Origin of the sequence: Pseudomonas sp. DTU12.1 (genome assembly GCF_009873475.1) — a bacterium.
Taxonomy (GTDB): domain Bacteria; phylum Pseudomonadota; class Gammaproteobacteria; order Pseudomonadales; family Pseudomonadaceae; genus Aquipseudomonas; species Aquipseudomonas proteolytica.
The window spans coordinates 5,500,866-5,523,889 of record NZ_CP045254.1 but is presented as its reverse complement, the minus strand read 5'-3'; the positions used below and the strand labels follow the sequence as shown (position 1 = coordinate 5,523,889).

18 protein-coding genes, 2 tRNA genes and 3 rRNA genes are annotated in these 23,024 nt (G+C 57.5%); 13 read left to right on the top strand and 10 right to left on the bottom strand.

Annotation, left to right across the window (positions count from 1 at the left end; all coding sequences use genetic code 11):
* Positions 1-92: 92 nt before the first annotated feature.
* Positions 93-2,015, bottom strand: coding sequence for an esterase EstP (gene estP, locus GDV60_RS24590; protein WP_159908976.1), 1,923 nt, complete (start codon positions 2,013-2,015; stop codon positions 93-95).
* Between the two features lie 419 nt (positions 2,016-2,434).
* Here estP and GDV60_RS24585 point away from each other — a divergent pair, with 419 nt between their 5' ends.
* The 4 genes from GDV60_RS24585 to GDV60_RS24570 are packed head-to-tail and all read left to right on the top strand — an operon-like array spanning position 2,435 to position 5,676.
* On the top strand, positions 2,435-3,028 hold the full coding sequence (locus tag GDV60_RS24585; protein ID WP_029296765.1) for an aminodeoxychorismate/anthranilate synthase component II: 594 nt from the start codon (positions 2,435-2,437) through the stop codon (positions 3,026-3,028).
* Positions 3,029-3,037: 9 nt separating this feature from the next.
* On the top strand, positions 3,038-4,087 hold the full coding sequence (gene trpD / locus GDV60_RS24580; RefSeq protein WP_029296763.1) for an anthranilate phosphoribosyltransferase: 1,050 nt from the start codon (positions 3,038-3,040) through the stop codon (positions 4,085-4,087).
* Positions 4,084-4,920 (top strand): indole-3-glycerol phosphate synthase TrpC, encoded by an 837-nt coding sequence (trpC, locus tag GDV60_RS24575; RefSeq protein ID WP_029296761.1) that lies wholly within the window; start codon positions 4,084-4,086, stop codon positions 4,918-4,920. The genes trpD and trpC overlap by 4 nt, the downstream gene beginning before the upstream one ends.
* Positions 4,921-4,980: 60 nt before the next feature.
* Positions 4,981-5,676: a lipoate--protein ligase family protein gene (locus GDV60_RS24570; protein WP_159908974.1), complete on the top strand. Its 696-nt coding sequence runs from the start codon at positions 4,981-4,983 to the stop codon at positions 5,674-5,676.
* On the opposite strand, the gene crp is transcribed toward GDV60_RS24570, so the two are convergent.
* Positions 5,673-6,317, bottom strand: coding sequence for a cAMP-activated global transcriptional regulator CRP (gene crp / locus GDV60_RS24565; RefSeq protein WP_029296757.1), 645 nt, complete (start codon positions 6,315-6,317; stop codon positions 5,673-5,675). The two genes, GDV60_RS24570 and crp, sit on opposite strands and share 4 nt — an antisense overlap.
* A gap of 235 nt (positions 6,318-6,552) precedes the next feature.
* Here crp and GDV60_RS24560 point away from each other — a divergent pair, with 235 nt between their 5' ends.
* Positions 6,553-6,975 carry an OsmC family protein gene (locus GDV60_RS24560; RefSeq protein ID WP_005792019.1) on the top strand — a complete coding sequence of 141 codons (423 nt, stop codon included), beginning with the start codon at positions 6,553-6,555 and terminating at the stop codon, positions 6,973-6,975.
* 119 nt (positions 6,976-7,094) lie between these two features.
* Here GDV60_RS24560 and coq7 read toward each other — a convergent pair whose 3' ends face one another.
* The 6 genes from coq7 to hemJ all read right to left on the bottom strand — a co-directional run bounded on the left by coq7 (position 7,095) and on the right by hemJ (position 11,610).
* Complete coding sequence (gene coq7, locus GDV60_RS24555; RefSeq protein ID WP_029296753.1) at positions 7,095-7,742, bottom strand: 2-polyprenyl-3-methyl-6-methoxy-1,4-benzoquinone monooxygenase; 648 nt, start codon at positions 7,740-7,742, stop codon at positions 7,095-7,097.
* Positions 7,743-7,912: 170 nt separating this feature from the next.
* On the bottom strand, positions 7,913-8,251 hold the full coding sequence (locus GDV60_RS24550; protein WP_029296751.1) for a histidine triad nucleotide-binding protein: 339 nt from the start codon (positions 8,249-8,251) through the stop codon (positions 7,913-7,915).
* A 46-nt stretch (positions 8,252-8,297) separates the two neighbouring features.
* The gene (locus GDV60_RS24545; RefSeq protein ID WP_029296749.1) at positions 8,298-9,083 is read right to left on the bottom strand and encodes an SDR family oxidoreductase; all 786 of its coding nucleotides are present in this window, start codon (positions 9,081-9,083) and stop codon (positions 8,298-8,300) included.
* Positions 9,084-9,146: 63 nt separating this feature from the next.
* The gene (locus GDV60_RS24540; RefSeq protein WP_092239466.1) at positions 9,147-10,109 is read right to left on the bottom strand and encodes a DUF805 domain-containing protein; all 963 of its coding nucleotides are present in this window, start codon (positions 10,107-10,109) and stop codon (positions 9,147-9,149) included.
* Positions 10,110-10,183: 74 nt separating this feature from the next.
* Positions 10,184-11,146 (bottom strand): nitronate monooxygenase family protein, encoded by a 963-nt coding sequence (locus GDV60_RS24535; RefSeq protein ID WP_029296746.1) that lies wholly within the window; start codon positions 11,144-11,146, stop codon positions 10,184-10,186.
* Between the two features lie 35 nt (positions 11,147-11,181).
* Complete coding sequence (hemJ, locus tag GDV60_RS24530; RefSeq protein ID WP_029296744.1) at positions 11,182-11,610, bottom strand: protoporphyrinogen oxidase HemJ; 429 nt, start codon at positions 11,608-11,610, stop codon at positions 11,182-11,184.
* A 136-nt stretch (positions 11,611-11,746) separates the two neighbouring features.
* On the opposite strand from hemJ, the gene argC reads away from it, so the two are divergent.
* A complete protein-coding gene (gene argC / locus GDV60_RS24525) occupies positions 11,747-12,781 on the top strand; it encodes an N-acetyl-gamma-glutamyl-phosphate reductase (protein WP_092239439.1) in 1,035 nt (344 codons plus the stop codon).
* 163 nt (positions 12,782-12,944) lie between these two features.
* Positions 12,945-13,295 carry an iron-sulfur cluster insertion protein ErpA gene (gene erpA / locus GDV60_RS24520; protein WP_003176443.1) on the top strand — a complete coding sequence of 117 codons (351 nt, stop codon included), beginning with the start codon at positions 12,945-12,947 and terminating at the stop codon, positions 13,293-13,295.
* Positions 13,296-13,362: 67 nt separating this feature from the next.
* Here erpA and GDV60_RS24515 read toward each other — a convergent pair whose 3' ends face one another.
* Together GDV60_RS24515 and GDV60_RS24510 are read right to left on the bottom strand one after the other, a co-directional pair.
* A complete protein-coding gene (locus tag GDV60_RS24515) occupies positions 13,363-14,454 on the bottom strand; it encodes an anhydro-N-acetylmuramic acid kinase (RefSeq protein ID WP_133715447.1) in 1,092 nt (363 codons plus the stop codon).
* A gap of 3 nt (positions 14,455-14,457) precedes the next feature.
* Positions 14,458-15,870, bottom strand: a complete 1,413-nt coding sequence (locus GDV60_RS24510) for a peptidoglycan DD-metalloendopeptidase family protein (protein ID WP_029296733.1) — start codon at positions 15,868-15,870, stop codon at positions 14,458-14,460.
* 210 nt (positions 15,871-16,080) lie between these two features.
* Between GDV60_RS24510 and tyrS the strand changes: the two genes are divergently transcribed.
* The 6 genes from tyrS to rrf all read left to right on the top strand — a co-directional run bounded on the left by tyrS (position 16,081) and on the right by rrf (position 22,985).
* Positions 16,081-17,280 carry a tyrosine--tRNA ligase gene (tyrS, locus tag GDV60_RS24500; protein WP_029296731.1) on the top strand — a complete coding sequence of 400 codons (1,200 nt, stop codon included), beginning with the start codon at positions 16,081-16,083 and terminating at the stop codon, positions 17,278-17,280.
* A 496-nt stretch (positions 17,281-17,776) separates the two neighbouring features.
* Positions 17,777-19,313 (top strand): 16S ribosomal RNA (locus GDV60_RS24490).
* An 82-nt stretch (positions 19,314-19,395) separates the two neighbouring features.
* Positions 19,396-19,472 (top strand) — tRNA-Ile (locus GDV60_RS24485).
* A 30-nt stretch (positions 19,473-19,502) separates the two neighbouring features.
* Positions 19,503-19,578, top strand: a tRNA-Ala gene (locus GDV60_RS24480).
* Between the two features lie 247 nt (positions 19,579-19,825).
* Positions 19,826-22,719: ribosomal RNA gene (locus tag GDV60_RS24475) — 23S ribosomal RNA — on the top strand.
* Between the two features lie 150 nt (positions 22,720-22,869).
* Positions 22,870-22,985 (top strand): 5S ribosomal RNA (gene rrf, locus GDV60_RS24470).
* Together the 16S, 23S and 5S rRNA genes with 2 tRNA genes alongside form the textbook arrangement of a ribosomal RNA operon.
* The last annotated feature ends 39 nt before the right edge of the window (positions 22,986-23,024 follow it).

The following is a 23,024-nucleotide window of genomic DNA, read 5'->3' as shown; positions in this document are numbered from 1 at the left end:
CGATGGATCAGTCAATACACGTACCGACTGATCCACCGCATTCGCGAGCAAGCCCGCTCCCACATGGGTTTTACGTTGGACTTGCGACCGTATTAGAAATCCAGGCTCACCCCGACACTGACTCCCTGCTGGGTCAGGCTGTCATCCTTCCTTACGTTATAGGCGGCCCGCAACGCCAGCTCCTGGGTCAACTTGTGGCTGACCCCGAGGCTCAGGCGGTCTGAGTTGCTGCGGGGCGTGTAGCCGTCCAGCTTGAAGTCGATCCCCTGCACGCTGTTGAGCGAAATGTTCACCTTCTGGGTGTCATTCTCGAACTCATGCTCGTGAGCCACTTCGCCAAACACCTGGGTTTGCGGGGTGACCCGGTAGCTGCCCTGCAGGCCAACCCCCAGGCGTTTGGAGTCGCGCTGCTGGTCATCAAAGGTCAGCGCCGTGGAGCGGTTGCCTTTTTCCTCGTAGCCATCGACTTCGACCCGCGCATAGTCGGCGCTGATGAACGGTGACAGGTGCCAGTCGCTGCCGACCCCGGCAATGTCATAACCCACGCGGCCGCTCAAGGCCCAGAGCCAGCCGTCGGTGTCGCCTTTTTCGGAGCCTTCGCTGACGCCCAGGGCGAATTTGCGTTTGAGGCTGTCGAAGTCCAGGCGGCCACCGGTCAGCGCGGCATCGGCCCACCAGTGATTGTGCTGATACTGCGCGAATGCGCTGCCCATGTAGCTGTTGAGCTGGTAGTCCGAGTCGTTGGCGCCGGCTTCCAGGGTCTGGCGATACAAGCCAGCCGCGACGCCTACGCGCCAACTCTCGTCGAGCCGATAGCTGGTGCCGACATTCAGGTTGTAGCCACTGCCGTCGCCACTGGCCGAACTGCGTTGATCATCAAAGTCCAGGCGCTGGCCACCGCCGGCCACAATTGCGCGCCACTGGCCAACGGCCTGCCAGTTGCCATTGTCCGCTTGCCATTGGTTGCGCAGCTCATCCTGGTGGGCACGCAGGGTGCTCTGGGCCATTTCCGGCAGCAAGGTCAGCTCCCAGGGGGCGGCCAGCAGGGAATAGGCGTAGTCGGCGATCAGGCGCTGCCCGGCGACGGTGGGGTGGACCGAGTCGTTGTAGATCAGCTTGGTCGGATCCGGGTTGGTGCCGCCAATGCCGTAGACCGGGTTGGCGGTGCAACTGTTGCCACTGAAGCAGGTGCCGGTAAGGTTCTGCCCGGTCGCCAGGCCAAAGCGGCCCGGGTCGGCGAAGGATTCTTGCAACAACAGTGGAATATTCAACGGGATGATCTGGGCATCGATCTGCGACAGGCGTTGTACCAATGCCTGGTTGAAAATATTACTCAGGGCGGAGGTCGCTGCCTGCTGTGGTGTGCCGTTGATGGCAGGTGTCAGGCCCAGGTCGGGTAGCATCCACACCATGATGTAGCGCGCACCGGCTTGTTGCAGGACCTGGGCGCTGTCGGCCAGGCGGCCGCCTGCCGCAACGGCGTCGCCAGGGCTGCCGATGCGCTGTTGCAGGAAGTCATTGCCGCCACCGGACAGAAAGTACAGGGCATTGGGGTCGGCGCGCCCGCCGTTTGCCGGCAGGTAGCCCTGGCGACTGCGCAACACCGTGCCCGCGCCCGCATTGCCGGGTGGGATCGCGGTGTTGGATACCGAGGTGATGGAATCCAGGATGTTGTCGGTCCGGTAACCACCGACCGCCCAGTTGTTGCCGTCAGGCAAGCCTTGCGCCGCGCGAACCGGGGAGGTGGAGGCATTCAGGTCGTTTGGCGCTACGCCCAGTTTCGAGCCCAGCAGGGTTGATGACACCAGGCCATAGTCGCCTTGGAATGTAGGACCGGTACGGTTGGTGAAGCGCAGGCTGGCGCCAGACAACCCGTCGGGGAACTGGCCGGCGTCCGCCAGGCTATCGCCGAAAACGACCATGGTTGAATAAGGTGAAGGTGCTGCAAACGCCTGCGCGCAGGCCAGTCCCAAGAGGCAGCCGGCAAGGGGCGCAACAAAATATGGTCTGAGCATACGAAATTCCATGTGATTGTTTTTGTATCGGAAGTGGAACACTAGCAATGTAGTGGGAGTTGCCTGTGAGGAAAATCGTTTTTTCCTACAAACCCTTGGTCATCGCCCCCGTATTTGCTGCTCCATATTGCACGGCCGGCGAGGCTACGTTACTGTGCGGGAACGTATGAATGAGACCCTCCCCGTGTTGATCATCAGCAAACTCTTGATGCGAGTAGTCAAGGCACACGCCCGTTGGCGTTGGCGCGCCTGAATTTTCTCTGCCGGCCCCGCCGGACCTGTACCGATTTGCCTTCTTCACCCTTTGTTCGACGCCCCTTGCCGGCTCACCCTGGCAACCGGAAAGTGCGTCTGGCAGCGGGTCACTCTCTGGGAAGGCGGTCATTCGAAATCAGTGAATTCAAGAGGTTTGAACCCACATGTTGCTGATGATTGATAACTACGACTCCTTTACCTACAACGTTGTGCAATACCTGGGCGAGCTGGGTGCCGAGGTCAAGGTGGTGCGCAACGATGAAATGACCGTGGCGCAGATTGCGGCCTTGAACCCGGAGCGCATCGTAGTTTCGCCCGGGCCGTGCACGCCGACCGAGGCGGGAATTTCCCTTGAAGCGATCAAGTATTTTGCCGGCAAGCTGCCGATTCTCGGGGTTTGCCTGGGCCACCAATCCATCGGCCAGGCGTTTGGTGGCGATGTAGTGCGTGCCCGCCAGGTAATGCACGGCAAGACCAGCCCGGTGTTTCATCGTGACCTGGGCGTGTTCCAGGGCCTGAACCTACCGGTGACGGTGACCCGCTACCACTCACTGGTGGTCAAGCGCGAAACCCTGCCCGAGTGCCTGGAACTGACGGCCTGGACCCAACTGGAAGACGGCTCGGTCGATGAGATCATGGGCCTGCGGCACAAGACACTGAATGTCGAAGGGGTGCAATTTCACCCCGAATCGATTCTGACCGAGCAGGGCTACGAGCTGTTCGCCAACTTTCTCAAGCAGAGCGGCGGCACGCGCTAAGGACTTTCCATGGATATCAAGACTGCCCTGAGCCGTATCGTCGGCCATCTGGACCTGAGCACCGCTGAAATGAGCGATGTCATGCGCGAAATCATGACCGGTCAATGCACCGATGCGCAGATTGGCGCCTTTATGATGGCCATGCGCATGAAAAGCGAGAGCATCGACGAAATCGTCGGCGCCGTCTCAGTGATGCGCGAGCTGGCGGACAAGGTCGAACTCAAGACCCTCGACGGCGTGGTCGATGTGGTCGGCACCGGCGGCGATGGTGCGAATATCTTCAACGTATCGACGGCGTCTTCCTTTGTGGTCGCGGCCGCTGGCTGCACCGTGGCCAAGCATGGCAACCGCGCGGTATCGGGCAAGAGCGGCAGTGCCGACCTGCTGGAAGCGGCAGGTATCTACCTGAACCTGACGCCGGTGCAGGTGGCGCGCTGCATCGATAACGTTGGCATCGGCTTTATGTTTGCCCAGTCCCACCATGGGGCGATGAAGCACGCCGCTGGCCCGCGCAAGGACCTGGGCCTGCGTACCCTGTTCAACATGCTTGGCCCGCTTACGAATCCGGCCGGTGTGAAACATCAGGTGGTGGGCGTGTTCAGCCAGGCGCTGTGCCGGCCGTTGGCCGAAGTCCTGCAACGCCTGGGCAGCAAGCATGTGCTGGTGGTGCATTCCAAGGATGGCCTGGACGAATTCAGCCTGGCGGCCCCGACCTTTGTGGCGGAGCTCAAGAACGACCAGGTCACTGAGTACTGGGTCGAGCCAGAAGACCTCGGTATGAAGAGCCAGAGCCTGCATGGCCTGGCGGTGGAAAGCCCGGCGGCTTCCCTGGAGTTGATTCGCGATGCCTTGGGGCGCCGCAAGACCGAAAACGGCCAGAAAGCGGCTGAGATGATTGTTCTGAATGCTGGCGCGGCACTTTACGCAGCCGATCACGCCTATAGTCTTAAAGAAGGTGTCGCCTTAGCCCACGATGCGCTGCACACGGGTCTGGCTCGCGAAAAACTCGAAGAGCTGGGAGCATTCACGGCCGTATTCAAAATGGAGAATGAAGGATGAGTGTGCCAACAGTCCTGGAAAACATCCTCGCCCGCAAAGTTGAAGAAGTCGCCGAGCGCCGCGCCCGCGTGAGCCTGGCCGAGCTGGAAGGCCTGGCGAGAAGCGCCGATGCACCGCGCGGCTTCGCCAATGCCCTGATTACCCAGGCCAAGCTCAAGCAGCCGGCGGTGATCGCAGAGATCAAAAAGGCCTCGCCGAGCAAAGGTGTGATCCGCGAGCACTTCGTGCCAGCAGAAATTGCTGCCAGTTACGAGAAGGGCGGGGCGACCTGCCTTTCCGTGCTGACTGACATCGACTATTTCCAAGGTTCCGACGCTTACCTGCAACAAGCCCGCGCCGCGTGCAAGTTACCGGTGATCCGCAAGGACTTCATGATCGACCCGTACCAGATCGTCGAAGCCCGGGCATTGGGCGCCGATTGCGTGCTGCTGATCGTTTCGGCGCTGGACGACGTGCAGATGGCCGAGCTGGCGGCTGTTGCCAAAGGCGTGGGCCTGGATGTACTGGTCGAAGTCCACGACGGTGACGAGCTGGAGCGCGCACTGAAAACCCTCGATACACGGCTGGTTGGGGTCAACAACCGCAATCTGCATACCTTTGAAGTCAACCTCGAAACCACCTTGGACTTGCTGCCGCGCATTCCCCGCGACCGGCTGGTGATTACCGAGAGTGGGATCGTCAATCGTGCGGATGTGGAGCTGATGGAAATCAGCGACGTCTACTCGTTCCTGGTCGGCGAAACCTTTATGCGTGCGGAAAATCCTGGGGCTGAGTTGCAGCGCCTGTTTTTCCCGGAGCGTGGTGTGCCGGTCAGCGGTTCGACGCTGGATTGATTTGAAACGCGGTCACTGTGGGAGCTGGCTTGTGTGTTTATTCAGAGAGGTAAATGCCCGATGATCCACCCCGTAGCGATGACCGTTGAAGCAGGCCTTGCCGCCGAGCAGGACTTGCTGGCCGCCGTCTGTGCGGGTGAGCAGTCATTCGGGCTGCTGTTCTGGCAACCCAGCGACCAGGCATTGGTGATGCCTCGCCGCCTGAGCCGCTTGCCTGCGTTTGAAGTGGCGAGCCAAGTATCGGCCGCCCATGGCTGGCCGGTATTGCTACGGGAAACCGGCGGTGAACCGGTGCCGCAATCGAGCGCCACGGTCAATATCGCTCTGGTCTACGCACCGCCGCGCAGTGAAGGCGACCAGGGCCGGATTGAAACCGGGTACTTGCGTCTGTGCCAACCTATCTGCGATTTGCTGACTGAGTTGGGGGGCGATGCTTCTGTAGGCGAAATCGACGGCGCCTTTTGCGATGGCCGCTATAACGTCAATCTCGACGGACGCAAGATGGTCGGTACTGCCCAGCGTTGGCGCCAGAGTGGTGGACGCCCGGTGGGCCTGGTGCATGGCGCATTGTTGCTGGATGACCATCGCGAAGAACTGATTGATGCGGTCAATCGCTTCAACCAGGCGTGTGGCCTGGAGCAACGGGTTCGTGCCGACAGCCATATCGCCCTGCATGAAGCCTTTGCTGCGCCGGATGCGATCAGCCGCCTCGACGCTTTATACCGGCAGATGCTGGCGCAGGTCTTTGCACCCTAGCGGGTGCCGAACACCACCATCGTCTTGCCTTTGACGTGAACCAGGTTGCGCTCTTCCAGATCCTTGAGCACCCGACCGACCATCTCCCGCGAGCAACCGACGATGCGCCCGATCTCTTGGCGCGTAACCTTGATCTGCATACCGTCAGGATGAGTCATGGCATCTGGCTGCTTGCACAACTCCAGCAGGCAGCGGGCGACGCGCCCTGTGACATCGAAGAATGCCAGGTCGCCGACTTTGCGTGTGGTGTTGCGTAAGCGCTGGGCAATCTGGCCGCTCAGGGCGTAGAGAATTTCCGGATCCTGTTGGGCCAGCTCGCGAAATTTTGCGTAGCTGATTTCCGCGACCTCACACTCGATCTTGGCTCTCACCCAGGCGCTACGTTCCTGTTCTTTGCCGGCTTGCTCAAACAGCCCCAGTTCGCCGAAAAAATCACCGGTGTTGAGGTAGGCGATGATCATTTCACGGCCGTCTTCATCCTCGATCAGGATCGTGACCGAACCTTTGATAATGAAGAAGAGGGTTTCCGAGCGTTCCCCGGCGCAGATGATGTTCTGTTTCGCCGGATAGCGTCGCCGCTGACAATGAGTCAGTAGCTTGTCGAGGTTCTTGATCTTGGGTATGGGGGTAATAGCAACCATGGTTGTATCCCGAAAAGACTGCACGGTGTGGTTGGACTTGTATTTTTTATCGAGCGAGGTCCATCCAATGGATGGCAATGCGCCATTGATTTGGCGCCAGCTTAACAGACACATTCTGACTCGATCAGGGAATTTATCTATCAAGGCCTACTGTTGAGCGCATTGCGGCAGAACGCTGCGCTCGCGGGGGCCTGTGATAAGCTGGCGCCCCTTTTTTAGCAGTGGAGTCTGGGCGATGAAGGCACGCATCCAATGGGCGGGCGAAGCCATGTTCCTCGGTGAGTCGGGCAGTGGCCATGTGGTGGTCATGGATGGCCCGCCGGAGGCCGGTGGTCGCAATCTGGGGGTACGGCCCATGGAAATGCTCCTGCTAGGCGTGGGCGGCTGCAGTAATTTCGATGTGGTCAGCATCCTGAAGAAGTCGCGCCAGGCAGTGGAAAGCTGCGAAGCCTTTCTGGAGGCCGAGCGCGCCACTGAAGATCCAAAGGTGTTTACCAAGATCCATATGCATTTTGTGGTCAAGGGGCGCGCGCTGAAGGAGGCGCAGGTCAAGCGGGCTATCGAGCTGTCGGCAGAGAAGTACTGCTCGGCCTCGATCATGCTTGGCGCGGCCGGAGTGGCCATTACTCATGATTACGAGATCATTGAGCTGGGTTGACCCTTTGTAGGAGCGAGCTTGCTCGCGAAGAACGCCAGCGACAGCGGGTTTAGTCAGGCTGCCCGCGGTGCTCTTGAGTTTTCGCGAGCAAGCTCGCTCCTACAATGTTCGTGCGAGGTTTAAATGCGGTAAGTGCTTTTGGTCATGACCTTGGCCATCAGGCTCATGCCAAACCTTACCGGCGCCGGGAAGCGGAATCCGCCGGCATCCAACGCGCTTTCGGCGTGGTGCTCTTCGTCGATACGCATCTGCTCAAGAATCGCCCGGGATTTTTCGTCCTCGGCCGGCAGTTGTTCCAGATGCTCATCCAGGTGCTTGCACACCTGATGTTCGGTCGCCGCGACAAAACCCAGGCTGACCTTGTCGCTGATCAATCCCGCAGCGGCCCCGATACCAAACGACAAACCGTAAAACAGTGGGTTCAGCACGCTGGGGTGGCTGCCCAACTGGCGGATGCGCTGTTCACACCAGGCCAAGTGGTCGATCTCTTCCTCGGCCGCATGCTCCATGGCTGCGCGTACTTGCGGCAGCTTGGCGGTCAGGGCTTGGCCCTGGTACAGCGCCTGGGCGCAGACTTCACCGGTATGGTTGATACGCATCAGGCCGGCGACATGACGGGTGTCCGTCTCGCTCATTTGCGCTTCGGGTTGCACGATGGCGGGTGATGGGCGATACGGCTGGCCGCTGAAGGGTAGCAGCGTGCGCATGGCCGTATCGGCTTGCAGCAGCAGTCGGTCAATCGGCGAGTAGTGACGTTGGGTAGTCATGCTGACCTCCGGGAAAAATCTCGGCGCCCAGTTTACCGCAAGACAGGGGCGTGCGTTTGCGTTGGGTCATGCTTCTTGTAGGGGGGGCGGCTTGCTGGCGATGAGGCTCCTGAGGGTTACGGTGCTCTGGAGGGCGACATCGCCGGCGAGCCGGCTCCTACAATAGGGTTTCAGCCCGGTGGCCAGTTCATCTGGCGTTGACCCAATACATGCATATGAATGTGATAGACGGTCTGGCCGCCATCCTCATTGCAGTTCATGACCACGCGAAAGCCTTTTTCACAGCCTTGTTCCACGGCCAGGCGCTGGGCGGTGTACAGGATGTGTCCAGCCAGGCCTTTATCTTCTTCCGTCAGGTCGTTGAGGGTGCGGATCGGCTTTTTCGGAATCACCAGGAAATGCACGGGGGCCATTGGCGCAATATCGTGGAAGGCCAGGACCTGGTCATCCTCGTAGATAATCCTCGCGGGTATTTCTCTGTTGATGATCTTGGTGAACAGAGTATCCACAGCTGTTTCTCCATTATGAAAGTGCAGGGTGAGTGTACTCAGCAGTTCAACGCGGGCAATAGGCCTTGTTGATGGCGCCGGCAATCTTGCGGGTCAACCAGCGTGGGCTCAAGCGCGGGCTGAACGCCAGCCAGCGATTACGGCGCCCGGGAATAATGATCGCTTTGTTCTTTGCCAGGGCGCGAACGGTGTGCAGCGCCACCTCTTCCGGGCTCATCAACGCCAAGCGGTCCAGCTTGGCGGTGTCCATCTGTGCGGTACCGAAGAACGCGGTGCGTGTCGGGCCGGGGCAAAGTACTGAAACCTTGATGCCGCAGCTCTTCAGCTCTTCGCGCAGGCCTTCGGAGAAGTGCAGCACATAGGCTTTGCTGGCGTAATACGTGCTCATCCACGGTCCCGGCTGGAAGGCTGCGACCGACGCGACGTTGAGAATCTGCCCGCCACCCTGCAGGGCCATGGAGTTACCCAGTGCGTGGCACAGACGAGTCAGGGCCAGGACGTTGACTTCGATCAGGTCTTGCTCGGTCATCCAATCCTGGGCCAGGAATGGCCCGCTGGTGCCGATGCCGGCGCAGTTGACCAGCAAGTCTATCTGCCGCTCGCCTTCTTCCAGCTCCAGCAGGAACCCGGACAGGCGCAACGGTTCGCCCAGGTCGCAGGCACGGAACAGCACCTCGACGCCAAAGCGTTGGGTCAGTTCTATGGCAATACTTTCCAACTGATCACGCTGGCGGGCCACCAGAATCAAGCTGCGGCCGCGACGGGCCAGTGCTTCGGCCAAGGCCAGGCCGATGCCGCTGGAGGCACCGGTGATCAGAGCGTAACGGGTCATGCGTTTCTCCATCGCAACGCCACCGCGCCTGCGACAGATGCGTCACAGGCGCGGGGCGTTTCTTCATTCTTCCGGAGAGTCTACAGGTTCGGCCGCATCGTCAGCACTTTGCGCGTCTTCTTCACCGGCGATGACGCTCTGGTCCGCGTCTTCATCGGTGGTCATGGAGCTGCTTTCATAGCCGCTGTCCACGCTGCTTTCGAGCTGGTCCAGGTAACCGCCCATGGCCAGCATCACCATAGCGGCGAAGATCAATGGGAGCAGCGCTAGCCACAGGGTGGCCAGGACCTTCACCGCCGTCGAGTTGCGTGGCGGTGGCGCACCATATTGGTTGGCGCCCGCATTGCCTGGCAGCACGATCAGCAGGATCGGGAAAATGCTGCCTACGATCGGTACGAGGTTCAGGAACCATAACCAGCCGGACCAGCCCAGGTCATGCAGGCGCTGTACGGTGATCTGGACACTGATCCATACAGACGCCACGAGTACGACGAAGCCAAGCAGCGAGCCAATGATGATTGCGGCGGTGGGGGAGGCTGCGGCAATACCCAGGCCCACGGTGAACAGGGCACCCACGATGGCGAACATCGCCAGGCTCAGCACCAGGGTCCAGGCCAGGAAGCGCAGGCGCCCGATACGGCCGTTGACGGTAAACACCTTGAGGGTGGAAAACTCGGGAAGGTTATCCCCGACAGCTGCGCGCGGCGGTGCGTATGGCGAAGCAGCCGCGCTTGAGACGTCAGGGCGGGCGGAGTCAGTCTCGTGAGTTTCAGCCAGGCTGAAGGCCACGGGTTGTTCGGCTTCGATGCGTGCATCAATCCCGGTGTTTTTCAGGGCCGTCAGGTAGGTTTCGGCATCGGAGTGAGACAGGTCGCGCTTCAGGGCGACCGGACGACCGGTGAAAAGCTTTTCGATCGCTTCAACGTCGCTTTTGAACAGTTCGGCCAGGTTCAGCTTGGCGGTGGTGCTTTCGACACCCGGGAGCAGGGCTCCATCAAACACAATCTTGAAACGGTTGTCGCTCATGCGGGCATCCTTGTCACTTTCCAGGGGGTAGGTAATGCAGGCCTGCTTCAATCGGCAGGCCTGGGGGGGGGGTGTCAGCGTGGCCAGCGCAATTGTGCCGCTTGCTCACGCGCCTTGCGGTATTCGGCATCGAGACGGGCAACCAGTTCATCGACGCTGGGTAAGTCGTCAATTTCACCGACGCCCTGGCCGGCGGACCATACAGTCTTCCAAGCTTTTGCCTCGTCGCTGAGAGGCTTGAGCTTGGAGCCGAAGTTGACTTCACCTTTGCCTTGCAGGGCGGCGAGGTCGAAGCCGGCGTTTTCCAGGCTTTGCCGCATAAAACTGGCAGGCACGCCGGATACCGCCGGAGTGTGCACGATATCGGCTGCGCGGGATGTGAGCAGCATCTCTTTATAGGCATCGGGGGCGTGGCTTTCAGTGGTGCCGATAAAGCGGGTACCGAAATACGCGAGGTCAGCACCGAGCAATTGCGCGGCGAGAATCTCGTGCCCATGGTTCAAGCAGCCGGCCAGTAGCAGGGTCTTGTCGAAAAACTGGCGGATTTCGGCGATCAGCGAGAATGGACTCCAGGTGCCCGCGTGACCACCAGCCCCTGCGGCTACGGCGATCAGTCCGTCGACCCCGGCCTCGGCGGCTTTCTCGGCATGGCGTCGGGTGGTGACGTCGTGGAACACCAGGCCGCCGTAACTGTGTACGGCGTCTACCAACTCCTTGACCGCACCCAGGCTGGTGATAACGATCGGCACCTTGTGCTCGACGCAGATCGCCAGGTCAGCCTCAAGGCGCGGGTTGCTGTTGTGCACGATCAGGTTGACCGCGTAAGGCGCGGGATTGTCCAGTAGCGCCAGGCCCGCTTCGATTTCCTCCAGCCAGGCCTTGAACCCGCTGCTCTCGCGCTGGTTGAGTGCCGGGAAGCTCCCGACCACGCCATTGCGACAGCACGCCAGGACTAGTTGCGGGTTGGAAATCAGGAACATCGGCGCAGCCACCACGGGCAGGCGCAGACGTTGTTCAAGCAAAGCGGGCAGCGACATTGGAAGTACCCCGGTTTAGGTGCGGCTGATTAGAGTTAGAACGGCTTTACGACGACCAAAATTACAATAGCCAGCAATATCAGAACCGGCACTTCATTGAACCAGCGATAAAAGACATGGCTGCGGGTGTTTTCGCCACGGGCGAAACGTTTTACCTGGGCGCCACACATGTGGTGGTAACCGATCAGGATTACTACCAGGGTCAGCTTGGCGTGCATCCATCCACCCTGGCTGAATACGCTTGGGTTAAGGCTGATCAACCAGATGCCGAATACCAGGGTGGCGATCATCGCTGGCAGCATGATGCCCTTGTACAGCTTGCGCTCCATCAGGCTGAAACGCTCCTGACTGACGGCATCCTGGCTTTGTGCGTGGTAGACGAACAGGCGCGGCAGGTAAAACAGCCCGGCAAACCAGCAGACAATGCTGACGATATGAAAGGCTTTGAGCCATAGATAAAGCATTTTTAGTTATTCCCAGGTTCACGGTGACTGGAGATAGTAGAGGTTAGAGTGCGCGCACGTCACGTTGACGGTTGTCGCAGAACGATACGACCCCTATTATCGACGGCTTTCCAGTGGGTTCGTTGAGGGCAGGTTTATGGTCAAGGTCGGTATCGTCGGCGGCACGGGTTACACCGGTGTCGAATTGCTGCGTCTGTTGGCTCAGCATCCGCAAGCTGAGGTGGTGGTCATCACCTCCCGATCCGAGGCTGGCCTGGCCGTTGCCGATATGTATCCGAACCTGCGCGGCCATTACGATGGCCTGGCGTTCAGCGTTCCGGACATCAAGACCCTGGGTGCCTGCGACGTCGTGTTCTTCGCCACACCACATGGGGTTGCCCATGCCTTGGCGGGTGAGTTGCTGGCGGCCGGGACCAAGGTCATCGACCTCTCGGCGGACTTCCGCCTGCAGGATGCCGATGAGTGGGCCAAGTGGTACGGCCAGCCCCACGGTGCTCCGGAGCTGCTTGAGGAGGCGGTGTATGGTTTGCCTGAGGTCAATCGCGAGCAGATCAGCAAGGCGCGCCTGATTGCCGTGCCAGGTTGCTATCCGACGGCGACCCAGTTGGGCTTCCTGCCGCTGCTCGAAGCTGGCCTGGCGGATGCTTCGTGCCTGATTGCCGACTGCAAGTCGGGCGTCAGCGGCGCTGGTCGTGGTGCGGCCGTAGGCTCCTTGTACGCCGAGACCTCGGAAAGCATGAAAGCGTATGCCGTAAAAGGGCATCGCCACTTGCCGGAAATTCGCCAAGGCCTGCGTCGGGCTGCCGGCAGTGACGTCGGTCTGACGTTCGTGCCGCACCTGACCCCGATGATCCGTGGGATTCACTCGACGCTGTATGCAACCGTCAAGGATCGCTCGGTGGACCTGCAGGCACTGTTTGAAAAACGCTATGCCAATGAACCGTTCGTCGATGTGATGCCAGCTGGCAGCCACCCGGAAACCCGTAGCGTGCGCGGCGCCAACGTATGCCGGATCGCCGTGCATCGTCCGCAGGACGGCGACCTGGTCGTGGTGCTGTCGGTCATTGATAACCTGGTCAAAGGCGCGTCGGGCCAGGCTGTGCAGAACATGAACATCTTGTTCGGCCTCGATGAGAAGCTCGGTTTGTCCCATGCCGGCATGCTGCCTTAAAGCGTCGGCTGCTGTGCAAAAGGCCCGTTGATCGGGCCTTTTGCGTTTTTAAGGGCGGCTACGCAGATTGATATACCGTAACAATAGTTGACCGCTTTTCTAGGAGAAGCGGATAATGGCCGCCATCACGCATATGGCGGCGCTACGCCGGGAGATTATCAGCATGAGCGTTGAATCCTTCACCCCCACGGCTTTGCAATTCACCCACGGTGCTGCGCACAAGGTGAAGAGCCTGGTCGATGAAGAGGGTAATGATCGCTTGAAGCTGCGCGTATTCGTTACGGGCGGCGGTTGTTCAGGGTTTCAGTACGGCTTTACCTTCGATGAAGATGTGGCCGATGACGACACCATTGTCGAGCGCGAGGGCGTAAGCCTGGTCGTGGATCCGATGAGCTTCCAGTACTTGGCAGGTGCCGAGGTTGATTACCAGGAAGGTTTGGAAGGCTCGCGCTTTGTGATCAAAAACCCGAATGCCACCACGACTTGTGGTTGCGGTTCGTCGTTCTCGATCTGATCGATAGCGGATAGGCAAAACGCCGTTTGGCTCTTATGGGGCCAAGCGGCGTTTTGCTATCTGCGTGTCAGGCGGGGTAGATCGCGCCAAGTACGCGAAGGCCGCGGGCGCCGGTAACGCTTGGACGGTTGGCGGCGATGCCTTCAAGGCAGCAATGGGCCAGCCAGGCGAAGGCCATGGCCTCAACCCAGTCGGGATCGACGCCGTGGGTGGCGGTACTGCTGACGCGAGTGGCCGGCAGCAAGGCTGCGATACGGTTCATCAGCGTCGTGTTATGGGCGCCACCACCACATACCAGCAGGGTTTCGGTTTGCGGCTGTGCGGTTTTCAGCGATTCGACGATGGTCTGCGCTGTCAGCTCCAGCAGCGTGGCCTGGACATCCTGCGCATTGAATGATGGCAGTCGACCGAGGTGGTGTTCCAGCCATGGCAGGTTGAACACTTCGCGCCCCGTGCTTTTCGGACCCTTTGTCAGGAAGAAGGGGTCGCTGAGCAGCGCGGCCAGCAGTTGTGGTTCGATCGTTCCTGTGGACGCCCATTGGCCGTCACGGTCAAAGCTATCGCCCCTTTGCTGGTGAATCCAGGCATCCAGCAGGACATTGCCTGGGCCGCAATCAAAGCCAGCTACCGGTTTGCCGGTCTCGATCAGGCTCAGATTGCTGAAGCCGCCGACGTTCAGTACTGCGCGGCTGCCGGCAGCCTCGCCAAACAACGCTTCGTGAAAGGCTGGCACCAGCGGCGCACCCTGGCCGCCGGCGGCCACATCGCGGCTACGAAAGTCACTGACCACGGTGATTCCGGTCAGCTCGGTCAGTAGTGCGGGGTTGCCGATCTGTACGGTAAAACCGCGGGCGGGCTCGTGGCGAATGGTTTGCCCGTGGCTGCCAATGGCGCGGATGTCGTGGTGAGTGAGCTGCTGTTGCTCCAGCAAGGCATGAATGCCATGGGCGGCGAGTGTTACCCAGTTTTGCTGGGCAATCGCCGAGCGGGCAATCTCGTCCGGGCCGCTGGCGCAAAGACCCAGCAGCTCCGCCCGCAGCGTTTCAGGCATGGGAATGTAATGGGTGGCGATCAGTTTGACCGCCGTGTCCTGCTCGATCAGCGCAATGTCCAGGCCATCGAGGCTGGTCCCGGACATGACACCTATATAGAGCGCCATCGCTTAACGCTTCGCCGAAGCCAGCATAGTGGCGCGTTCCTGGTCCATACGTGCCATCAGCGGTTGGCTTTGCTGAAGGAAGCGCGCGCGCTCGGCCTTTGCGATCGGGTCGGCCATCGGCAGCTTCTGGCCCAGTGGGTCGACGTGCACGCCGTTGACCTGGAACTCATAGTGCAAGTGCGGCCCGGTGGACAGGCCGGTGGTGCCGATATAGCCAATCACCTGGCCTTGCTTGACGTTGCCGCCGGTTTTCACGCCTTTGGCAAAGCCTTGCATGTGGCCGTAAAGCGTACGGTAGCTGTTGCCGTGCTGGATGATCACGGTGTTGCCGTAGCCGCCGCGGCGCCCGGCCAGCAGCACCTTGCCATCGCCGGCAGCCTTGATCGGCGTGCCGCGCGGTGCGGCATAGTCGACACCTTTGTGGGCGCGGATTTTGTTCAGAATTGGATGCTTGCGGCCCATGGAAAAACGCGAGCTAATACGGGCGAAGTCAACAGGAGTACGGATGAAGGCCTTGCGCATGCTATTGCCATCGGCGGTGTAGTAGCTGCTGTTGCCTTGTTTGTTGGTGTAGCGCACGGCAGTGTAGGTCTTGCCGCGATTGGTAAAGCGCGCCGACAGGATATTGCCGGTGCCGACGACCTTGCCGTTGGCCACCTTTTGCTCGTAGATCACGTCGAATTCGTCACCCTGGCGAATATCCTGAGCGAAGTCGATGTCGTAGCCAAACACGCTGGCCATGTCCATGGTCATGCTATGGGACAGGCCTGCGCGTGCCGCCGACTGGGACAGCGAGCTGTTGATCACGCCATGGATGTAGGCAGAGCGCATCACCGGCTTGGTGGTCACGCGATTGAAGGCAAATCCCTTGGCGCCCTTGGTCAAGGTGATGCTTTCAAGATCGCTGAGATTGGTGTGCAGGGTGGTCAGTTGACCTTCTGGGCTCAGCTCGAACTCAAGTTTCTGGCCGCGCTTGAGCTGGGTGAATTGCTTGGCTTGCTTATCGCTGGCCAGCACATCGTTAACGGTCGCGGCTGGAAGGCCGACTTTTTCGAACAGCGTCGACAGCGTGTCGCCTTTGGCCACGATCACTTCGCGATGCTCGGGGCCCTTTGCTACCTGGGGTACAGGAGCTGCCTGGGCGGTTGTCTTGGTGTCATCCGCGCTGTCTTCAATCTGTGCAAATGGCGACTCGACGCTCGCGGTTGTGGCTTGTTGCGCGTCAGAAGCGTCTTGATCTTGTGTCAGTTGTTCAATCGGGCTCTCCAAGTCAAGGCTCAGAGTCGTTCGTTTGGCTTCTACGTCACTGGAAGGGAATACCAGGAGTGCCAGGCTGAGAAGGGCGGCGATACCACTTGCTGCGAGCAGGTGGGTCTTCGGGTAAAGCGGCGGCGCTTTAGACGGTTCAGTGGTCATAGGTAATTTTGACTTTGAAAAGATGAAATGGAAAAGATGAATGACATGATGAAGATGAAATAACTGTATAAAATATAACCAAATCATCTGTGGTGCAAGCTTGCGAATGCCGGGCTCGCCGAATGGTGCTCGTTTGCAGGGCAAAACTTGTAATTAGTCCCTGATCTTGTATGGTTGGTTCCCTTTGAATCTGAGCCTTGCGGGTCTGTTATGAAGTCGGTTGAAGAGCAGCTAGCGCTGATCAAACGTGGTGCGGAAGAACTGTTGGTCGAGGCCGAGCTGATCGAAAAGCTCAAGCGTGGCCAACCCCTGCGTATTAAGGCTGGCTTTGATCCGACAGCGCCGGATCTGCACTTGGGTCACACCGTGCTTATTAATAAGCTGCGCCAGTTCCAGGAGCTGGGGCATCAGGTGATCTTCCTTATAGGTGATTTCACCGGGATGATCGGTGACCCGAGCGGTAAGAGTGCCACACGCCCGCCGCTGACCCGCGAGCAGGTTTTGGACAATGCCGAGACCTACAAGACCCAGGTCTTCAAGATTCTCGATCCGGCCAAGACCGAGGTGGCGTTCAACTCCACGTGGATGGATCAGATGGGGCCGGCGGACTTCATTCGCCTGACATCCCAGTACACCGTTGCGCGGATGCTTGAGCGCGATGACTTCGATAAGCGCTACTCCACCAACCAGCCTATCGCTATTCATGAGTTCCTGTACCCGCTGGTTCAAGGGTATGACTCGGTGGCCCTGCGTGCGGATGTCGAGTTGGGTGGTACCGACCAGAAGTTCAACCTGTTGATGGGGCGCGAGCTGCAGCGCGCGTATGGTCAGGAAGCTCAGTGCATTCTGACCATGCCATTGCTGGAAGGGTTGGATGGCGTGAAGAAAATGTCCAAGTCCTTGGGCAACTATGTCGGCATCCAGGAGGCACCGGGGGTGATGTACGGCAAGCTGGTTTCTATCCCGGATGCGCTGATGTGGCGTTACTTCGAGCTGTTGAGCTTCCGCTCCATGGATGAGATCAACGCATTGCGTGCCGACGTTGAGGCTGGTGCGAACCCGCGGGACGTCAAGATCAAGCTGGCGGAAGAGATTGTTGCGCGCTTCCATGGTGAAGAGGCTGCGGCCAGCGCTCACCGTGCTGCGGGCAATCGCATGAAGGATGGCGAGCTGCCGGATGATCTGCCGGAGATCGAGTTGACTGCAACCGAAGCGATGCCGATTGCCGCTGTGCTCAATAAGGCGGGCCTGGTGAAGAACTCGGCAGTGGCGCGCGACCTCCTGGGGTCTGGCGGTGTGCGTATAGATGGTGAGGTTGTCGATCGCACCTTTATATACGAGCTGGGCGCGACCCACGTCTGTCAGGCCGGTAAGAAGGCATTTGCGCGTATTACGCTTAAATCCGAATAAACCTAGAATTAACGGTTGACGGCGAATTATATCTGTCTATAATTCGCCCCACTTCCGGCGCAGTCGAAACGGAAAACTCCTTGATAAACAATGAGTTATGCGAGATTCGACAGCAAGTTGCTTCAGTTCATCGAAGCCAAAAGGAAGTTGAAAAAGAGGTGTTGACAGCAGCGTGTAACGCTGTAGAATTCGCCTCCCGCTGACGAGAGATCGGAAGCGCAAGTGGTTGAAGTTGTTGAGGAAAACCTCGAAAGCTTCTGAAAATAACCACTTGACAGCAAATGAGGCTGCTGTAGAATGCGCGCCTCGGTTGAGACGAAAGATCTTAACCAATCGCTCTTTAACAACTGAATCAAGCAATTCGTGTGGGTGCTTGTGGAGTCAGACTGATAGTCAACAAGATTATCAGCATCACAAGTTACTCCGCGAGAAATCAAAGATGTAACCAACGATTGCTGAGCCAAGTTTAGGGTTTCTTAAAAACCCAAAGATGTTTGAACTGAAGAGTTTGATCATGGCTCAGATTGAACGCTGGCGGCAGGCCTAACACATGCAAGTCGAGCGGTAGAGAGAAGCTTGCTTCTCTTGAGAGCGGCGGACGGGTGAGTAATGCCTAGGAATCTGCCTGGTAGTGGGGGATAACGTTCGGAAACGGACGCTAATACCGCATACGTCCTACGGGAGAAAGCAGGGGACCTTCGGGCCTTGCGCTATCAGATGAGCCTAGGTCGGATTAGCTAGTTGGTGGGGTAATGGCTCACCAAGGCGACGATCCGTAACTGGTCTGAGAGGATGATCAGTCACACTGGAACTGAGACACGGTCCAGACTCCTACGGGAGGCAGCAGTGGGGAATATTGGACAATGGGCGAAAGCCTGATCCAGCCATGCCGCGTGTGTGAAGAAGGTCTTCGGATTGTAAAGCACTTTAAGTTGGGAGGAAGGGCAGTAAATTAATACTTTGCTGTTTTGACGTTACCGACAGAATAAGCACCGGCTAACTCTGTGCCAGCAGCCGCGGTAATACAGAGGGTGCAAGCGTTAATCGGAATTACTGGGCGTAAAGCGCGCGTAGGTGGTTAGTTAAGTTGGATGTGAAATCCCCGGGCTCAACCTGGGAACTGCATTCAAAACTGACTGACTAGAGTATGGTAGAGGGTGGTGGAATTTCCTGTGTAGCGGTGAAATGCGTAGATATAGGAAGGAACACCAGTGGCGAAGGCGACCACCTGGACTGATACTGACACTGAGGTGCGAAAGCGTGGGGAGCAAACAGGATTAGATACCCTGGTAGTCCACGCCGTAAACGATGTCAACTAGCCGTTGGGAGCCTTGAGCTCTTAGTGGCGCAGCTAACGCATTAAGTTGACCGCCTGGGGAGTACGGCCGCAAGGTTAAAACTCAAATGAATTGACGGGGGCCCGCACAAGCGGTGGAGCATGTGGTTTAATTCGAAGCAACGCGAAGAACCTTACCAGGCCTTGACATCCAATGAACTTTCTAGAGATAGATTGGTGCCTTCGGGAACATTGAGACAGGTGCTGCATGGCTGTCGTCAGCTCGTGTCGTGAGATGTTGGGTTAAGTCCCGTAACGAGCGCAACCCTTGTCCTTAGTTACCAGCACGTTATGGTGGGCACTCTAAGGAGACTGCCGGTGACAAACCGGAGGAAGGTGGGGATGACGTCAAGTCATCATGGCCCTTACGGCCTGGGCTACACACGTGCTACAATGGTCGGTACAGAGGGTTGCCAAGCCGCGAGGTGGAGCTAATCCCACAAAACCGATCGTAGTCCGGATCGCAGTCTGCAACTCGACTGCGTGAAGTCGGAATCGCTAGTAATCGCGAATCAGAATGTCGCGGTGAATACGTTCCCGGGCCTTGTACACACCGCCCGTCACACCATGGGAGTGGGTTGCACCAGAAGTAGCTAGTCTAACCTTCGGGAGGACGGTTACCACGGTGTGATTCATGACTGGGGTGAAGTCGTAACAAGGTAGCCGTAGGGGAACCTGCGGCTGGATCACCTCCTTAATCGACGACATCAGCTGCTCCATAAGTTCCCACACGAATTGCTTGATTCATTGAAGAAGACGAAAAGAAGCAGCCCGAAATTGGGTCTGTAGCTCAGTTGGTTAGAGCGCACCCCTGATAAGGGTGAGGTCGGCAGTTCGAATCTGCCCAGACCCACCAATTTTGTGTGGGAAACGCCTGTAGAAATACGGGGCCATAGCTCAGCTGGGAGAGCGCCTGCCTTGCACGCAGGAGGTCAACGGTTCGATCCCGTTTGGCTCCACCACTACTGCTTCTGTTTGTATAAAGCTTAGAAATGAGCATTCCATCGTTATGATGGTGAATGTTGATTTCTAGTCTTTGACTAGTTCGTTCTTTAAAAATTTGGGTATGTGATAGAAAGATAGACTGAACGTTACTTTCACTGGTAACGGATCAGGCTAAGGTAAAATTTGTGAGTTCTCTTAGTTGAGAAATTCGAATTTTCGGCGAATGTCGTCTTCACAGTATAACCAGATTGCTTGGGGTTATATGGTCAAGTGAAGAAGCGCATACGGTGGATGCCTTGGCAGTCAGAGGCGATGAAAGACGTGGTAGCCTGCGAAAAGCTTCGGGGAGTCGGCAAACAGACTTTGATCCGGAGATGTCTGAATGGGGGAACCCAGCCATCATAAGATGGTTATCTTACGCTGAATACATAGGCGTAAGAGGCGAACCAGGGGAACTGAAACATCTAAGTACCCTGAGGAAAAGAAATCAACCGAGATTCCCTTAGTAGTGGCGAGCGAACGGGGACTAGCCCTTAAGTGGCTTTGAGATTAGCGGAACGCTCTGGAAAGTGCGGCCATAGTGGGTGATAGCCCTGTACGCGAAAATCTCTTAGTCATGAAATCGAGTAGGACGGAGCACGAGAAACTTTGTCTGAATATGGGGGGACCATCCTCCAAGGCTAAATACTACTGACTGACCGATAGTGAACTAGTACCGTGAGGGAAAGGCGAAAAGAACCCCGGAGAGGGGAGTGAAATAGATCCTGAAACCGTATGCGTACAAGCAGTGGGAGCCCACTTTGTTGGGTGACTGCGTACCTTTTGTATAATGGGTCAGCGACTTATTTTCAGTGGCGAGCTTAACCGAATAGGGGAGGCGTAGCGAAAGCGAGTCTTAATAGGGCGTCTAGTCGCTGGGAATAGACCCGAAACCGGGCGATCTATCCATGGGCAGGTTGAAGGTTGGGTAACACTAACTGGAGGACCGAACCGACTACCGTTGAAAAGTTAGCGGATGACCTGTGGATCGGAGTGAAAGGCTAATCAAGCTCGGAGATAGCTGGTTCTCCTCGAAAGCTATTTAGGTAGCGCCTCATGTATCACTGTAGGGGGTAGAGCACTGTTTCGGCTAGGGGGTCATCCCGACTTACCAAACCGATGCAAACTCCGAATACCTACAAGTGCCGAGCATGGGAGACACACGGCGGGTGCTAACGTCCGTCGTGAAAAGGGAAACAACCCAGACCGTCAGCTAAGGTCCCAAAGTTATGGTTAAGTGGGAAACGATGTGGGAAGGCTTAGACAGCTAGGAGGTTGGCTTAGAAGCAGCCACCCTTTAAAGAAAGCGTAATAGCTCACTAGTCGAGTCGGCCTGCGCGGAAGATGTAACGGGGCTCAAACCATACACCGAAGCTACGGGTATCACCCTCGGGTGATGCGGTAGAGGAGCGTTCTGTAAGCCTGTGAAGGTGAGTTGAGAAGCTTGCTGGAGGTATCAGAAGTGCGAATGCTGACATGAGTAACGACAATGGGTGTGAAAAACACCCACGCCGAAAGACCAAGGTTTCCTGCGCAACGTTAATCGACGCAGGGTTAGTCGGTCCCTAAGGCGAGGCTGAAAAGCGTAGTCGATGGAAAACAGGTTAATATTCCTGTACTTCTGGTTATTGCGATGGAGGGACGGAGAAGGCTAGGCCAGCTTGGCGTTGGTTGTCCAAGTTTAAGGTGGTAGGCTGGAATCTTAGGTAAATCCGGGATTCTAAGGCCGAGAGCTGATGACGAGTTACCCTTTGGGTGACGAAGTGGTTGATGCCATGCTTCCAAGAAAAGCTTCTAAGCTTCAGGTAACCAGGAACCGTACCCCAAACCGACACAGGTGGTTGGGTAGAGAATACCAAGGCGCTTGAGAGAACTCGGGTGAAGGAACTAGGCAAAATGGCACCGTAACTTCGGGAGAAGGTGCGCCGGTGAGGGTGAAGGACTTGCTCCGTAAGCTCATGCCGGTCGAAGATACCAGGCCGCTGCGACTGTTTATTAAAAACACAGCACTCTGCAAACACGAAAGTGGACGTATAGGGTGTGACGCCTGCCCGGTGCCGGAAGGTTAATTGATGGGGTTAGCTAACGCGAAGCTCTTGATCGAAGCCCCGGTAAACGGCGGCCGTAACTATAACGGTCCTAAGGTAGCGAAATTCCTTGTCGGGTAAGTTCCGACCTGCACGAATGGCGTAACGATGGCGGCGCTGTCTCCACCCGAGACTCAGTGAAATTGAAATCGCTGTGAAGATGCAGTGTATCCGCGGCTAGACGGAAAGACCCCGTGAACCTTTACTATAGCTTTGCACTGGACTTTGAATTTGCTTGTGTAGGATAGGTGGGAGGCTTTGAAGCGTGGACGCCAGTCTGCGTGGAGCCAACCTTGAAATACCACCCTGGCAACTTTGAGGTTCTAACTCAGGTCCGTTATCCGGATCGAGGACAGTGTATGGTGGGTAGTTTGACTGGGGCGGTCTCCTCCTAAAGAGTAACGGAGGAGTACGAAGGTGCGCTCAGACCGGTCGGAAATCGGTCGTAGAGTATAAAGGCAAAAGCGCGCTTGACTGCGAGACAGACACGTCGAGCAGGTACGAAAGTAGGTCTTAGTGATCCGGTGGTTCTGTATGGAAGGGCCATCGCTCAACGGATAAAAGGTACTCCGGGGATAACAGGCTGATACCGCCCAAGAGTTCATATCGACGGCGGTGTTTGGCACCTCGATGTCGGCTCATCACATCCTGGGGCTGAAGCCGGTCCCAAGGGTATGGCTGTTCGCCATTTAAAGTGGTACGCGAGCTGGGTTTAGAACGTCGTGAGACAGTTCGGTCCCTATCTGCCGTGGACGTTTGAGATTTGAGAGGGGCTGCTCCTAGTACGAGAGGACCGGAGTGGACGAACCTCTGGTGTTCCGGTTGTCACGCCAGTGGCATTGCCGGGTAGCTATGTTCGGAATAGATAACCGCTGAAAGCATCTAAGCGGGAAACTAGCCTCAAGATGAGATCTCACTGGAACCTTGAGTTCCCTGAAGGGCCGTCGAAGACTACGACGTTGATAGGTTGGGTGTGTAAGCGCTGTGAGGCGTTGAGCTAACCAATACTAATTGCCCGTGAGGCTTGACCATATAACACCCAAGCAATTTGCGTCGAAAGGCCAGATTGCGGTGTGTGAAGACGAAACGAACCGAAAGTTCGATCTTGCAAAACACCGACTTCTATTACATACCCAATTTGCTGAAGCGAGGCCAACTGGCCACGACTCAGTACCCGAATTTCTTGACGACCATAGAGCATTGGAACCACCTGATCCCATCCCGAACTCAGTAGTGAAACGATGCATCGCCGATGGTAGTGTGGGGTTTCCCCATGTGAGAGTAGGTCATCGTCAAGATTAAATTCCGAAACCCCAATTGCGAAAGCAGTTGGGGTT

Bases quoted from the DNA above. Each gene is read 5' to 3' on its own strand.
- tyrS (WP_029296731.1), top strand. From the start codon at position 16,081: ATGAAGTCGGTTGAAGAGCAGCTAGCGCTGATCAAACGTGGTGCGGAA.
- GDV60_RS24510 (WP_029296733.1), bottom strand. From the start codon at position 15,870: ATGACCACTGAACCGTCTAAAGCGCCGCCGCTTTACCCGAAGACCCAC.
- GDV60_RS24535 (WP_029296746.1), bottom strand. From the start codon at position 11,146: ATGTCGCTGCCCGCTTTGCTTGAACAACGTCTGCGCCTGCCCGTGGTG.
- GDV60_RS24540 (WP_092239466.1), bottom strand. From the start codon at position 10,109: ATGAGCGACAACCGTTTCAAGATTGTGTTTGATGGAGCCCTGCTCCCG.
- hemJ (WP_029296744.1), bottom strand. From the start codon at position 11,610: ATGCTTTATCTATGGCTCAAAGCCTTTCATATCGTCAGCATTGTCTGC.
- estP (WP_159908976.1), bottom strand. From the start codon at position 2,015: ATGCTCAGACCATATTTTGTTGCGCCCCTTGCCGGCTGCCTCTTGGGA.
- GDV60_RS24545 (WP_029296749.1), bottom strand. From the start codon at position 9,083: ATGACCCGTTACGCTCTGATCACCGGTGCCTCCAGCGGCATCGGCCTG.
- crp (WP_029296757.1), bottom strand. From the start codon at position 6,317: ATGGTTGCTATTACCCCCATACCCAAGATCAAGAACCTCGACAAGCTA.
- GDV60_RS24570 (WP_159908974.1), top strand. From the start codon at position 4,981: ATGATCCACCCCGTAGCGATGACCGTTGAAGCAGGCCTTGCCGCCGAG.
- trpD (WP_029296763.1), top strand. From the start codon at position 3,038: ATGGATATCAAGACTGCCCTGAGCCGTATCGTCGGCCATCTGGACCTG.
- argC (WP_092239439.1), top strand. From the start codon at position 11,747: ATGGTCAAGGTCGGTATCGTCGGCGGCACGGGTTACACCGGTGTCGAA.
- coq7 (WP_029296753.1), bottom strand. From the start codon at position 7,742: ATGACTACCCAACGTCACTACTCGCCGATTGACCGACTGCTGCTGCAA.
- trpC (WP_029296761.1), top strand. From the start codon at position 4,084: ATGAGTGTGCCAACAGTCCTGGAAAACATCCTCGCCCGCAAAGTTGAA.
- GDV60_RS24515 (WP_133715447.1), bottom strand. From the start codon at position 14,454: ATGGCGCTCTATATAGGTGTCATGTCCGGGACCAGCCTCGATGGCCTG.
- GDV60_RS24585 (WP_029296765.1), top strand. From the start codon at position 2,435: ATGTTGCTGATGATTGATAACTACGACTCCTTTACCTACAACGTTGTG.
- GDV60_RS24560 (WP_005792019.1), top strand. From the start codon at position 6,553: ATGAAGGCACGCATCCAATGGGCGGGCGAAGCCATGTTCCTCGGTGAG.
- erpA (WP_003176443.1), top strand. From the start codon at position 12,945: ATGAGCGTTGAATCCTTCACCCCCACGGCTTTGCAATTCACCCACGGT.